General features: G+C 75.2%; 14 protein-coding genes. 2 read left to right on the top strand and 12 right to left on the bottom strand.

Features of this window, described 5'->3' with window-relative positions:
• Positions 1–141: 141 nt before the first annotated feature.
• Entirely contained in the window at positions 142–1800 is a 1659-nt protein-coding gene (hutU, locus tag VF468_03465) for a urocanate hydratase (GenBank protein ID HEX5877370.1), read from the bottom strand.
• Between the two features lie 24 nt (positions 1801–1824).
• Positions 1825–3390, bottom strand: a complete 1566-nt coding sequence (hutH, locus tag VF468_03470; protein ID HEX5877371.1) for a histidine ammonia-lyase — start codon at positions 3388–3390, stop codon at positions 1825–1827.
• 251 nt (positions 3391–3641) lie between these two features.
• Between hutH and VF468_03475 the strand changes: the two genes are divergently transcribed.
• The gene (locus VF468_03475; GenBank protein ID HEX5877372.1) at positions 3642–3869 is read left to right on the top strand and encodes a hypothetical protein; all 228 of its coding nucleotides are present in this window, start codon (positions 3642–3644) and stop codon (positions 3867–3869) included.
• Positions 3870–3902: 33 nt separating this feature from the next.
• Here VF468_03475 and VF468_03480 read toward each other — a convergent pair whose 3' ends face one another.
• Positions 3903–4616, bottom strand: a complete 714-nt coding sequence (locus VF468_03480; protein HEX5877373.1) for a type II CAAX endopeptidase family protein — start codon at positions 4614–4616, stop codon at positions 3903–3905.
• 103 nt (positions 4617–4719) lie between these two features.
• On the opposite strand from VF468_03480, the gene VF468_03485 reads away from it, so the two are divergent.
• On the top strand, positions 4720–5409 hold the full coding sequence (locus tag VF468_03485) for a histidine phosphatase family protein (protein ID HEX5877374.1): 690 nt from the start codon (positions 4720–4722) through the stop codon (positions 5407–5409).
• Here VF468_03485 and VF468_03490 read toward each other — a convergent pair.
• From VF468_03490 to VF468_03530, 9 genes are all read right to left on the bottom strand, one after another.
• Positions 5383–6507, bottom strand: a complete 1125-nt coding sequence (locus VF468_03490; GenBank protein ID HEX5877375.1) for a Vms1/Ankzf1 family peptidyl-tRNA hydrolase — start codon at positions 6505–6507, stop codon at positions 5383–5385. The genes VF468_03485 and VF468_03490 overlap by 27 nt on opposite strands.
• A gap of 22 nt (positions 6508–6529) precedes the next feature.
• The gene (locus tag VF468_03495; protein ID HEX5877376.1) at positions 6530–7225 is read right to left on the bottom strand and encodes a phosphoribosyltransferase; all 696 of its coding nucleotides are present in this window, start codon (positions 7223–7225) and stop codon (positions 6530–6532) included.
• 21 nt (positions 7226–7246) lie between these two features.
• Positions 7247–7411, bottom strand: coding sequence for a hypothetical protein (locus tag VF468_03500; GenBank protein ID HEX5877377.1), 165 nt, complete (start codon positions 7409–7411; stop codon positions 7247–7249).
• A gap of 114 nt (positions 7412–7525) precedes the next feature.
• Complete coding sequence (locus VF468_03505; GenBank protein ID HEX5877378.1) at positions 7526–7663, bottom strand: hypothetical protein; 138 nt, start codon at positions 7661–7663, stop codon at positions 7526–7528.
• A gap of 68 nt (positions 7664–7731) precedes the next feature.
• Positions 7732–9180 (bottom strand): RtcB family protein, encoded by a 1449-nt coding sequence (locus VF468_03510; GenBank protein HEX5877379.1) that lies wholly within the window; start codon positions 9178–9180, stop codon positions 7732–7734.
• Positions 9173–9682 carry an archease gene (locus VF468_03515; GenBank protein ID HEX5877380.1) on the bottom strand — a complete coding sequence of 170 codons (510 nt, stop codon included), beginning with the start codon at positions 9680–9682 and terminating at the stop codon, positions 9173–9175. The genes VF468_03510 and VF468_03515 overlap by 8 nt, the downstream gene beginning before the upstream one ends.
• A 14-nt stretch (positions 9683–9696) precedes the next feature.
• Entirely contained in the window at positions 9697–10101 is a 405-nt protein-coding gene (locus VF468_03520; protein ID HEX5877381.1) for a DUF2795 domain-containing protein, read from the bottom strand.
• A 20-nt stretch (positions 10102–10121) separates the two neighbouring features.
• Positions 10122–10511, bottom strand: a complete 390-nt coding sequence (locus tag VF468_03525) for a ChaB family protein (GenBank protein HEX5877382.1) — start codon at positions 10509–10511, stop codon at positions 10122–10124.
• Between the two features lie 143 nt (positions 10512–10654).
• A complete protein-coding gene (locus VF468_03530; GenBank protein ID HEX5877383.1) occupies positions 10655–12703 on the bottom strand; it encodes an ATP-dependent DNA helicase UvrD2 in 2049 nt (682 codons plus the stop codon).
• Positions 12704–12750: the final 47 nt, after the last annotated feature.

The following is a 12750-nucleotide window of genomic DNA, read 5'->3' on the forward strand; positions in this document are numbered from 1 at the left end:
CATCGAGCCCGCGGCGCTCCGCCTCCTCGACGAGCCACGCGCGCAGCTCGTTCTCGGGTGCCGTCCATGGCTGGCGGAAGTAGCCGTTCGTCCGCGCCGACCGCCCGACCGGCGCCAGCTCGGCCCACATCCGCTCGAAGCTCACCCTTCTGCCATCGGCACCCGGATGCCGCGCTCCTCGGCCACGTCGGCGGCCAGGTCGTAGCCGGCGTCGACGTGCCGGAGAACGCCCGTGCCGGGGTCGTTGCGGAGCACCCGTGCGAGCTTGCGGGCCGCCAGCTCGGTGCCGTCGGCGACGCTGACCTGACCGGCGTGGATGGACCGGCCGATGCCGACCCCGCCGCCGTGGTGGACGCTCACCCAGGAGGCACCCGAGGCCGTGTTGAGCAGGGCGTTCAGGATCGGCCAGTCGGCGATGGCGTCGGAGCCGTCGGCCATGGCCTCGGTCTCCCGGTAGGGGCTGGCCACCGACCCGGAGTCGAGGTGGTCGCGGCCGATCACGATCGGGGCCTGGACCTCGCCCCGCGCGACCAGCTCGTTGAAGGCCAGCCCGGCCTGGTGGCGCTCGCCGTAGCCGAGCCAGCAGATCCGCGCCGGCAGCCCCTGGAAGCGGACCCGCTCGGCGGCCATGCTCAGCCAGCGGCGCAGATGCTCGTCGTCGCCGAACAGCTCCAGCACGGCCCGGTCGGTGCGGACGATGTCGGCCGGGTCGCCGGACAGGGCGGCCCAGCGGAACGGCCCCTTGCCCTCGCAGAACAGCGGCCGGATGTAGGCGGGCACGAACCCCGGGTAGGCGAAGGCGTCCCCGAACCCGGCCGCCCGGGCCTCGCCGCGCAGGTTGTTGCCGTAGTCGAACACCTCGGCCCCGGCCCGCTGGAAGCCGACCATGGCCTCGCAGTGGCGGGCCATCGACTCCCGGGCCTGCTTGACGTAGCCGGTCGGGTCCCCGGCCCGGGCCGCGGGGGCGTCGCCGGGGTCGATCCCGGAGGGGACGTAGCCGCCGAGAGGGTCGTGGGCCGAGGTCTGGTCGGTGACCACGTCGGGCCGGAAGCCGGCCGCCAGCAGCTCGGGGAAGACGTCGGCGGCGTTGCCGACCAGCCCGACCGACACCGCCCGGCCCTCGGCGGCGGCCTGCTCGACCCGGGCGATCGCGTCGGCCAGGTCGTCGGCCCGCTCGTCCAGGTAGGCGGTGTCGAGGCGGCGGGCCAGGCGCTCGGGGTCGACCTCGACGCACAGGGCGACCCCCTCGTTCATGGTCACGGCCAGCGGCTGGGCGCCGCCCATGCCGCCAAGCCCGCCGGTGAGCACGACCTTGCCGCGGAGGCTGTCCCAGCCGTTGACCTGGGCGACGGCGGCGAAGGTCTCGTAGGTGCCCTGGAGGATGCCCTGGGTGCCGATGTAGATCCACGACCCGGCCGTCATCTGCCCGTACATGGTCAGCCCGGCCGCCTCCAGCTCGCGGAACCGGTCCCAGCTGGCCCACTCGGGGACCAGCAGCGAGTTGGCGAGCAGCACCCGGGGAGCGAAGCTGTGGGTCCGGAACACCCCGACCGGCTTGCCCGACTGGATCAGCAGGGTCTCGTCGTCGCCGAGCCGGCGCAGGGTGGCCACGATCCGGTCGAAGGCCGCCCAGTCGCGGGCCGCCCGGCCGGTGCCGCCGTACACGACCAGGTCGTCGGGCCGCTCGGCGACCTCGGGGTCGAGGTTGTTGCAGAGCATCCGCAGGGCGCCCTCCTGCTGCCAGCCCCGGCAGGAGAGCCCGGGGCCCCGCGGGGCGCGCACCACCCGTGCACCGTCCATGCGATCGGCTCCTTCCCGGCCGGGTCACCCGAGGGGCCCGGCCACCTCCTCGGCGGCGGCGACCAGGGTGCCGTCGGCCACCAGGCGCTCCAGCGCGGCCAGGTCGGGGGCCAGGTAGCGGTCCTCGTCGAGGGCCGGGACCCGCTCGCGGACCCGGTCCAGAACGGCCGCCACCGCCGCCCCCGGGCGCAGCGGGGCGCGCAGGTCGATCGCCTGGGCGGCGCACAGGGCCTCGATGGCCAGGGCGCGGCGGACGTTGCCGATCACCCGGCGCAGCTTCAGCCCGGCCGTCCAGCCCATGGAGACGTGGTCCTCCTGGTTGCCCGAGGTCGGGATCGAGTCCACCGAGGCCGGGTGGGCCAGCACCTTGCAGTCCGCGACCAGGGCGGCCGCCGTGTACTGGGTCAGCATCAGGCCCGAGTTGAGGCCCGGGTCGCGGGCCAGGAACGGGGGCAGGTCGTGGTTGAGGGCGGGGTCGAGCAGCCGGTCGACCCGGCGCTCGGCGATGTCGGCCAGCTCGGCCAGGGCGATGGCCAGGAAGTCGAGCACGAAGGCGAGCGGCTCGCCGTGGAAGTTGCCGACGGAGATGACCTCGTCGGTCTCGGCGAACACCACCGGGTTGTCGGTGACCGAGCCCAGCTCCCGCTCGACCACCTGGCGGGCGAAGGCGACCACGTCCCGGCAGGCCCCGTGGACCTGGGGGGCGCAGCGCAGCGAGTAGGCGTCCTGGATGGCGTGGTCGGAGTGGCGGTGGCTCTTCAGGATGGGCGACCCGGCCAGCATGGTCCGGAGGTTGGCCGCGCTGGCCACCTGGCCGGGATGGGGGCGCAGCTCGTGCAGCCGGGCCTGGAAGGGCCGGTCGGTGCCGAGCAGCCCCTCGATCGACATGGCACAGGCCACGTCGGCCATGGCGGCCAGGGCCTCGGCGTCGGCCACGGCCAGGCAGGCCAGGGCGAGCATCCCCTCGGTGCCGTTGACCAGCGACAGGCCCTCCTTGAAGGACAGTCGCAGCGGGGCCAGCCCGGCCAGGCGCAGCCCCTCGGCGGCGGGGACGCGGCGGCCGTCGACCATGACCTCGCCCTCGCCGAGGAGCGGCAGGGCCAGGTGGGCGAGCTGGGCCAGGTCGCCGGAGGCGCCGACCGACCCGTGTTCGGGGATGACCGGCGTGACCCCGGCGGCGAGCAGGGCGACCAGCGCCTCCACCACCGCCGGCCGCACCCCCGAGAACCCCTGGGTGAGGGTGCGGGCCCGCAGCAGCTGCATGCCCCTGACCACCTCGACGTCGAGTGGGTCGCCGGTGGCGGTGGCGTGCGACAGGACGATCCGGCGCTGCAGCTCCTCCAGGTCGGCGGGGTCGACGGCGGTGTTGGCGAGCAGGCCGAACCCGGTGGAGACGCCGTAGACCCGCCGGCCCTCGGCCACCGCCCGCTCGACCACGTTCCGGGCCGCGGCCATCCGCTTGCGGCCCTCCTCGCCCAGCTCCACCGGGACCTGGCCGCGGGCCACGGCCACCACCTCGGCGACCTGCAGCGGCCCGCCGGTCAGGACCACCCGCCCCGGTGGCCCGCCCTCCTCGCCTCGTCGCGTCATGCCCGCATCGTAGGTCGGCCCCGGACGCGCCGTCACGCCTCCGTGATAGTTCTGGACCCGGATTGCCCAGGCGACCATCCGGGTATCCAGGGAAGACACGACGAAGCTTGCCTAGGTAGCCGCCGTAGCCAGCCGGCGGATACCAGATCGGTATGCGGAAGTTGCCCGCGAAGGGATGCAAGATCGTCTGAGTTAGGCCATGCTGGTGGGGCGTCCCGGCGTCGACCGGGGGGAGCAAGGAGACGACGACTATGGGCACCGACGACAGCGGCACCGCCACCCCGACCCTGCAGCGCGAGGTCTGCGACAAGTGCGGCTCGCGCATGGAGCTGGAGAGCTCGGCCTACGGGTTCGAGCGCTGGAAGTGCCCGAAGTGCCAGCAGATCGTCGGTATCGACCGCGACCCCGAGGTCGGCAGCCGCTTCCAGATCGCCCGCGGCCAGCCCTGGAACTACTCCCCGGACGCCTTCAAGAACTGACGATCGCCCAGCGGGCAGGTTGATCCCGGGTCGTCAGAGGCCACCGAGCCCTGGGATGTACAGGAATATCAGCAGCGACCACAGGGCGTGCGACACCAGGCTGGGCACGATGCTCCCCGTGACCTGCCGCTGCCTCGTCCACACGGCGCCGCAGATCAGGGCGGCCAGGGGCAGGACCAGGCTGCCCGACAGGCCGACGAACAGCGCGTACAGCACGGTGGTGGCGACCAGCGGCCGCCATCCCGGCCCGTAGCGCCTGGTCAGGCGGGCGAACACCGCCCCTCGCCAGAGCACCTCCTCGCTCGGCGAGGTCGCGAACACGATCACCAGGGCGGCGGCCGCGCCCGGGGCGGTCGTCCGGGTCAGGTCGACGACCTCCTGGATGCGGGGCCACAGCGGGGTCTCCTGGACCACCAGCGCCCCGGCGCAGAAGCACAGGTAGAGGGCGACGCCCGAGATCAGGCCCATGACGACCAGCCGCCTGGTCGGCCGCAGCCGGGTGCGGAGGTACGGGTGCCAGGCCGCCCACCAGGAGAAGGCCGAGAAGGCCAGCATGGCCGACCAGAACGGCACCACCTGGAAGTAGAAGGCGGCCGGGTAGACCACGGCCATGGCGACCAGGGCGGCCGGCAGCGCCCAGGCCGGCCGGGCCCCGCCGTCGGGACCGGGTCGCCGTGGCACCCAGCCCGGCCGGTTCGGCGCCTCCGGGGGCGGGTGGTCGCTCGGGTGGTGCACGAGCTTCGGCATAGCGGCAGCATAGGCGGGCCCCGGCCACACCGCCCCTCGAGGCCGCGGCCGGGGCCGCTGCTACCATCTGCCCGCCGTCCCAGAGAGCTGTGAGGATCAGCGCGTGCCCGAGACCGTCATTCACCTGGTCCGTCACGGGCAGGTGGAGAATCCCCGCCGGGTGCTCTACGGCCGGCTGCCCGGCTACCACCTGTCGAGCCGCGGCCAGGCCCAGGCCGACCTGCTGGCCGGCCACTTCGCCGGCGCGCCGGTGGCGGCGGTCGTGGCCAGCCCCCTGGAGCGGGCCCAGCAGACGGCCGCCCCGATCGCCGCCGCCCACGGCCTCGAGGTCCGCACCGACCTGCGCCTCATCGAGACGAGCAACATCTTCGAGGGGGTCGCCGGGAACGTCGCCTGGTACATCGTCCGCCACCCCAGGCTGTGGTGGAAGCTGCGCGACCTGCGCGCCCCCTCCTGGGGCGAGCGCAACGTCGACATGGTCGAGCGGGTCCACGCCGTGGTCGACGCCGTCCGGGAGGAGTTCGCCGGCCGCCAGGTCGTGCTCGTCTCCCACCAGGCCCCGATCTGGGTGGCCAGGCTGGCCTTCGAGCGCCGCCGCCTCACCCACTGGCCCGGCTTCCGCCGCTGCACGCTGGCCAGCGTGACCACCCTCACCTTCGACGGCGACCAGCTGACCGGCGTCAGCTATACCGAGCCGGCCGCGTCGGCCCTCCTGGGCCCTGCCGCCGGCGCCACCGGGACGCCGCGGCCCGGCCCCGAGGACGGCCTACGGCCCGAGCGGGAAGCGCAGTAGGGCGCCCAGGCCCTCGCCGGGGGCATGGCGCGACCGGTCGTCCGCCTCCAGCACGCGCACGCCGGCGCCGGTCCCCAGGGCGGCCCGGACGGCCACGTCGACCAGCCGGCCCTCCACCGGGCCGGGCACGCCGAGCCCGGCCAGGGCGTCGCGGTCGGCGCCGACGTCGGTCGGGGCCGGCCCGAACCAGGCCGTCCGCTCGTCGTCGAGGAACAGGCCGGTGAGCAGCAGCGTCTCGACCTGGCCGCGGCCGAGGGCGGCCAGGGTCGCGGCGGCGCCCTCGACCGCCCGGTTGCCGGCCCCGGCGGCGGCCTGGCCCAGCTCCTCGGCGAACCGGTCAAGGAGCGCCCGGTTGTCGGCCTCGACGGTGGCCGCGACCAGCTTGTCGGCCTCGGCGAAGACCGCCTCCAGGGAGCCGTGCTCGCCCCCGACCACCGTGAGCAGCTCCCGCACCCGCTTGGGCGCCTGCTCCTGGAGGAGCTGGAGGGCGCGGACGTCCCCGGCGGCGGCCACGAACCTGGGCCGTACCTGGTCGACCAGCCGGGTCAGGGCGTCGGCCACCTCCTGGGCGTTGGACTCCCAGATGGCCTCGGCCCGGTGGTGGAACCGAGGCTGCGACCACCCGCCGGCCTGCGGCTTGTGGAGGTGGGGGGTGACCCGCCCGGAGACCCGCTCGGTCCTGGCCACGTCCTCGGCGACCCGGGCCGCCATGTCGGCCCCGGTCCGGTCGGTCAGCACGGCGACGTGCGCGACCGCCGCCTGCCCGGCCTCCAGCAGCGGGAGCACGTCCGGCAGGGCGCCGTGGCGCAGCAGCGTCTCGCGGGGCGGCGGGTCCGGGAGGTTGGCCGAGTAGCGCGGGCCGTCGACGGCGGCGATCACGGCCAGGGTCGCTCCGGCCATGTGGCTCCCCTCGACCAGCGGGTCGATCGCGGCGACGGTCCTCTCGGGGACCCCGGCGGCCAGCATGGCCCCGCGAAGGTTCTTCCAGCGCAGGGCGATCCGGTCGGCGGCCTGCTCGACGTCGCCCTCGGTGTGCATGTACACGGAGGTGAACGGCCCGTCGGCCTGGAACACCTGGGCGATCTCGGCCTGGTGCATGGTCCTCCTCAGCTCGATCGGTTCAGGTCGGGGTTCGCCCGCCGCCGGCGGGGGCATCGGGGCTCGGGGCGCCGGCCCACGCCGCCTGGAGGAGCGTCCTGACCTCCTCGTCGCTGGTCTGGGGGAACGACCGGTAGGAGTAGCCGACCGCCCGGAACGGGCGCGGGGTGGTGGCGCAGATCACCTCGTCGGCCTCCTCCGCCAGGCGCTGGCAGGTGGAGGCGGGCGCGGTCGGGACCGCGACCACCACCCGGGCCGGGCCCAGGCGGCGGACGGCGGCCACCGCCGCCCGCATGGTCGAGCCGGTGGCCAGGCCGTCGTCGACCAGGATCACGACCCGGCCGCCGAGGGCGGGCGGGGGCCGGCCCTCCCGGTAGCTGCGCTCGCGCCTGGCCAGCTCGCGGCCTTCCGCCTCGGCCGCCCGGCGCAGGTCGGCCTCGCCGAGCCCGAGGCGGCCGGCCACCTGCTCGTTGACCACCTCGACTCCGCCGGAGGCGATCGCCCCCATGGCCAGCTCCTCGTGCCCGGGGACGCCCAGCTTGCGCACCACGAACACGTCCAGCGGCGCCCCCAGCGCCCGCGCGACCCGGGCCGCCACCGGGACCCCGCCCCTGGGCAGGGCCAGCACCGTCAGGTCGTCGCGGCCGGCGTAGTGGCCGAGCTGGCCGGCCAGGACGTCACCGGCCTCGGCCCGGTCGCGGAACACCGTCCTCGCCATGGGGCCCGCTCCGCCGCGTCCTCAGCGCGGCGCGTCGTCCTCGTCGAAGGGGACCGGCATGGCCTGCTCCAGGGCGTCCCCCTCCGGCACCTCGAGGTCGATCTCGGGAGGCGGCTCGTGGGCCTCACGCTCCAGCAGCGGCTGGCGCTGCTCCTGGGCGTCGGCCTCGGGCACGGCGTCGGTCATCGATCGTCCTCCTCGTCACGAGCGGCGGCTTCGGCAGGGCATACCCCAATCACGCGTTGCCCCACCCTATCGCCGTCGGCCATCCCAGGGGAGGCTCCCGCCGCCCTGGAGCGGTCAGGCCGAGGGCGGTTCGGGGTCGCCCTCGGCCTGCTCCTTGTCGTCGGCCGCCTCGGCCTGCGGCGAGGCCGCCCCGGCGGCGCTGGTCGGCTCGCTGTCCTGGTCCTGGCGGGGCTCGTCGGGTCCCTGGCTCATCGGTCCTCCCGTTCTCGCGGCTCCCCCGTGCGGCGGTGATGTCCCCGGCGCCGGCCGCGGAAACCGGATCAGCCCTTCAGCACCCCGGCCGGGCGCAGGCGGGCCACCACCCGGGACAGCCCGACCTGCTCGCAGGTCTCGACCACGGCGGTGGCGTCCTTGTAGGCGTACGGCGCCTCCTCGCTGAGCAGCTTCCAGTTCCCCGCGGCCAGGGCCAGCCCCTCGGCCTCGAGCTTGCGGCGCAGGTCGGGGCCGGACATGAGCTTCCTGGCCCGGGTCCGGCTCATCGACCGCCCGGCCCCGTGGCAGGTGGAGGCGAACGAACGGGCCTCGGCCCGCTCGTCGCCGGCCAGCACGTAGGAGAACGTGCCCATGCTGCCCGGGTTGATGACCGGCTGGCCGACCTCCCGGTAGCGGCCGGGCAGGTCGGGATGGCCGGGGCCGAGCGCCCTGGTCGCCCCCTTGCGGTGGACGCAGAGGGTGCGGCGGCGCCCGTCCACCTCGTGCTCCTCGAGCTTGGCCAGGTTGTGGCTCACGTCGTAGACGAGGTCCATGCCCAGGTCGGCGACCGGCCGGCCCAGCACCTCGGCGAAGGCCCGGCGCGCCCCGTCGGCGAGCACGTGCCGGTTGGCCAGGGCGAAGTTGCCGGCGGCGCCCATCGCCCCCAGGTAGGCCGCCGCCTCCGGCCGGTCGACGGGCAGGCACGACAGCTGGCGGTCGGGGACGCGGATGCCGAGGGCCGGAGCCAGGCGGTCGATCACCTTGAGGTGGTCGGTGCAGGTCTGGTGGCCGATGCCGCGCGACCCGGTGTGGAGCATCACGCAGACCTGCCCGGTCTCCAGGCCCATCGCGGCCGCCGCGGCGGCGTCGCGGACCTGGTCGACGACCTGGACCTCGAGGAAGTGGTTGCCGCCGCCGAGGCTGCCGAGCTGCGGGGCCCCGCGCGCGTAGGCGCGGTCGGACACCTGGGCCGGGTCGGCGTCGGGCACGGTGCCGCCGTCCTCGCAGGCGGCCGCGTCCTCCTCCACCCCGATCCCCTTGGCCAGCGGGTGGCGCACCCCCTCGACCAGGACCCGGTCCACCCCGCCCCGGTCGAGCGGCAGCAGCCCGGCGCCGCCCGGGCCTCGGGGGATGCGCCTGGCCAGGGTGTGGACGAGCTCGCCGATCCGGTCCCGGACGTCCCGGTCCCAGTCGAGGTCGCTGCGGAGCAGGCGCACGCCGCAGCCGATGTCGAAGCCGACCCCGCCAGGCGAGACGACCCCGCCGGCGGCGACGTCGGTGGCCGCCACCCCGCCGATCGGGAACCCGTAGCCCCGGTGGATGTCGGGCATGGCGTAGGAGGCCCCGACGATCCCGGGCAAGGTGGCCACGTTGGCCACCTGTTCCACCGCCCGGTCCTCCACCGCCCGGGCGAACAGCTCGTCGTTGGCGAACACGATCCCGGGCACGCGCATGCCCTCCACGTACCCGACCGGGATCTCCCAGACCGACGGCTCCAGCCGGCGCGGCTCAGACATCGAGGTACACCTCGGCCAGCCAGCCGCCTCCCGGGTCGGGCTCGACCCGCAGCCGGTGATAGGTGACCGCCTTCACGAAGGTCCCGTCCGCCCCCGCCCCACCCCCGCCCGGCCCCGCTCCACCCTCGTCGGGCACCGCCCCGCCCCCGCCCAGCGTGACCGACCCGGCCGCGGTGCCGTCCTCCACCCGCTCGACCCGCACCCCGGCCACCACCGCCTCCCGCACCTCCCGCAGCCACAGGACCTCGTTCAGCCAGTCGACCAGCAGCCCGCCCGGGTCGGGCGCCGCCACCTCGACCGGCACCACCTCGATGGGTCGGGCCTCGGTGGCGCCCTCCGGCCGGAGGGCGCCCAGGACCTCGGCCAGGCCCTCGGTGGCGTGCTCGAACACCTCCTCGAGGGTGGCCCCGCGGGCCCGGATCCCGACGTCGGCGGTGTGCTCCAGCAGCTCGAACCCGCCGGCCTGGCCAGGCTCGCCCGGATCGGCTCGGCCCTGGGCCACGTCTCCGGCCCGGGTCAGAAGCGGTGCTCGACCGTGCCGCCGAGGGCGGCCCAGACGTCCTGGACGTTCTCGTAGACGCGACCCGCGGGGAGGGCCTGGAGGCGCTCCGTCACCTCGGCCGTGGCGTTGTTGCGCTCGGCGTCGGCCAGCAGGGCCTCCCGGTCGGCCGGGAACGCGCTGGGGGTGAGGAACCGGGCGATGTCGCCCCGGGCCTCGGCGTCGTCCAGGTCGAGGGACGCGGCCGTGGCCCGCCCCCCGGCCAGGCGGGCGTCCGGGGTCGGCTGTCCGTCGCCCGGGCCCTCCTGCTCGCGGTGCTCCTCGACCCGGCTCTCGACCGGTGCGCCCTGCTGCAGCGAGCGGGTCTCGTGGTCCAGCTCGTCGTCGAGCCGGGGGCTGTGCTTGTCGCTTCCTCGCTCCAAGATGTCCGCTCCTCCGGTCGCTACTGCTTCTTGCCGATGGCCTCGGCCAGCTCGGCCTTGCTCATGCGGGAACGGCCCTTGACCCCGAGCTTCTTGGCCCGCTCGTACAGCTCCTCCTTGGTGTTCCCGACGGCGTCGACGCCGGTGTACGTCCTGCCCGCGCCCTTGCGGGCCGCCTTGCCGCGCCTGGCCGCCTGCGGGTCGGACGGGCCCTTCCGCTTCTTGGGCTCCCAGTGGTCGCCCTTCTTCTCGAACGAGTGCTTCACGGCCGAGAAGGCGGTGCGGTGGGCCCGCTCCCCCTCCCCGTAGGTCTCGACCGCCGAGTCGTGGGCCTTGCGGTAGGTGCGCTTCGCCTTGGCCGGGGACCGCTGCAAGGTGCCCGGCAGGTCCTTGTCATCGTTCTTCGGCATGGCCGCCTCCTGATGGTGGATCGGCCAGGTTGCTACCCCACCCGGCGCGGCCGTAAGCCCCCCAACCTTCTAGTTCAAGGTCAGGGTGACCCTCAGGTGGCCGTGCCGAACCCCCGAATGTGCCCGCCCTGCTCGCTCCGCTGCTACTCACCCTCCCCCGGTGTGAGGAGGGCCAGCAGCTCGTCCCCGTAGCGGTCCAGCTTGCTGGGGCCGATGCCCTCGACGGCGAGCAGCTCGCCGCGGCTGCGGGGCTGCCGTTCGGTGAGGGCGGCCAGGGTGCGGTCGTTGAAGACCACATAGGCGGGCACCCCGTCGGCCTCGGCCCGCTTGCGCCGCCAGGCCCGCAGCTGCTCGGCCAGCTGGCCCTCGGCCCGCACGCTGGGCCGGCCCGTCCGGGTCATCCCGCTGGCCACCGCCCGCGGCCGGACCCGCCCCGATCCCGGCGGCACCAGGTCGTCGAGGAAGCGCGAGGGCTTGCGGGACTGCTCCCGCCCCGACGGCCCGGCCCTCCGGGCCGCCCACGACAGCCACAGGTGCACCCGGGCCCGGGTCAGCCCCACATACAGCAGCCGCCGCTCCTCGGCCACCTCGGCCGGCGTGCTGGCCTGCCGGATCGGCAGCACCCCCTCCTCGACCGCCGGCAGCAGGACGGCGTCGAACTCCAGCCCCTTGGCCCGGTGGTAGGTGAGCAGGTTGACCCCGCCCCCGGTCCCCTCGGCCTCCTGGGCCGCCCGCCGCCCGACCTCCTCCAGGAACTCCGCCAGCCCGGCCCCGGAGTCCCCGTCGGGGTCGGCGCCGGCACCGGGCCCGGGACCCGGGGGCCGGGATGCCTCCAGGCGCTCGGCGATGCCGAGGAGGGTGACCAGGCTGGCGTGACGCTGGCGGGCCTCCTCGCCGTCGGGCTCCTCGTCGCGGCGGAACCCGAAGCGCTCGAACCAGATCGCCTCCAGGGCGTCGACCAGCCCGCCGCCGGCCGATCGGGCCGTGCGCGAGCGGAGCACGCCGATGGCCCGCAGCACCTCGGTCCGGCGGAAGAACAGCTCGCCCCGGACCTGGTAGCGGATGCCGACCGCGGCCAGCGCCTCCTCCAGCGGCGGGATCTGGGCGTTGGTCCGCACCAGCACGGCGACCTCGTCGGTGTCGACCCCGGCCCTGGTCAGGCGGCCGACCTCGGCGACCACGGCCTCGGCCTCCCGCTCGGCGTTCTCGAAGGCGGCCACGGTCGGCTCCGGGCCCGGGGGCCGGGTCGCGACCAGCCGCTTGCCCCGGCCCGGCCCGCGACCCGGGGTGGCGGCCAGCAGCCGGTTGGCCAGGGCCAGGACCTCGGGGCTGGAGCGGTAGTTGTCCTCCAGCCGGACCACCCTGGCCTCGGGGAACCGGCGGGTGAAGCCGGTCAGGTACTCGGAGGTGGCCCCGGTGAAGGTGTAGATGGTCTGGTCCTCGTCGCCGACCACGGCCAGGTCGCGCCGCTCCCCCAGCCACGCCTCGAGCAGGGCCTGCTGCAGCGGGTTGGTGTCCTGGTACTCGTCGACCGAGAACCAGCGGTACTGGCCACGGAACTCTGTGGCCACGTCCTCGCGGGTCTCGAACCCCTCCAGCATGCGGACCAGCATGTCCTCGAAGTCGATCCGCCCGGCCCGCTCCTTGGCCCGCTCGTAGCGCCGGAACACCCCCGCGAACAGGTCGCCGGGGATGGGCGGGGTCCGGCCCATGGCCTCGGCGGCCTCCTGGTAGGTGGAGGGGTCGAGGCGCCGCGCCTTGGCCCATTCCAGCTCGTCGGCCAGGTCCTTGATGGCGGTGAACTTGTAGCCGCCGGGGAGGCTGCGCTGGAGCGGGGCCAGCAGCGGCGCCTTGGAGTCGAGCACCTCGGGCAGCCGGCTGTCGGACAGCCGCCCCCAGAAGTAGCGGAGCTGGCGGAAGGCGGCGGCGTGGAAGGTCTGGGCCTGGACCCCGGGGAACCCGAGGGCGGCCAGCCGCTCGCGCATCTCGTTGGCCGCCTTGTCGGTGAAGGTGACCACCAGCACGTGCCCCGGATGGACGGCCCCGGTGGCGATCGCGTAGGCGACCCGCCGCGAGATCACCCGCGTCTTGCCCGTCCCCGCCCCGGCCAGGATGCACAACGGCCCGACGGTCGTGGAGACCGCCTCCCGTTGCGCCGGGTTCAGGTCATGGGTCAGGAACTTGGGGTGCACGGTCGGGAGAGTCTGCCACACCCCCCCGACGGTTCCAGCCCGCCATC

The organism is Actinomycetota bacterium (assembly GCA_036280995.1).
GTDB lineage: Bacteria > Actinomycetota > CALGFH01 > CALGFH01 > CALGFH01 > CALGFH01.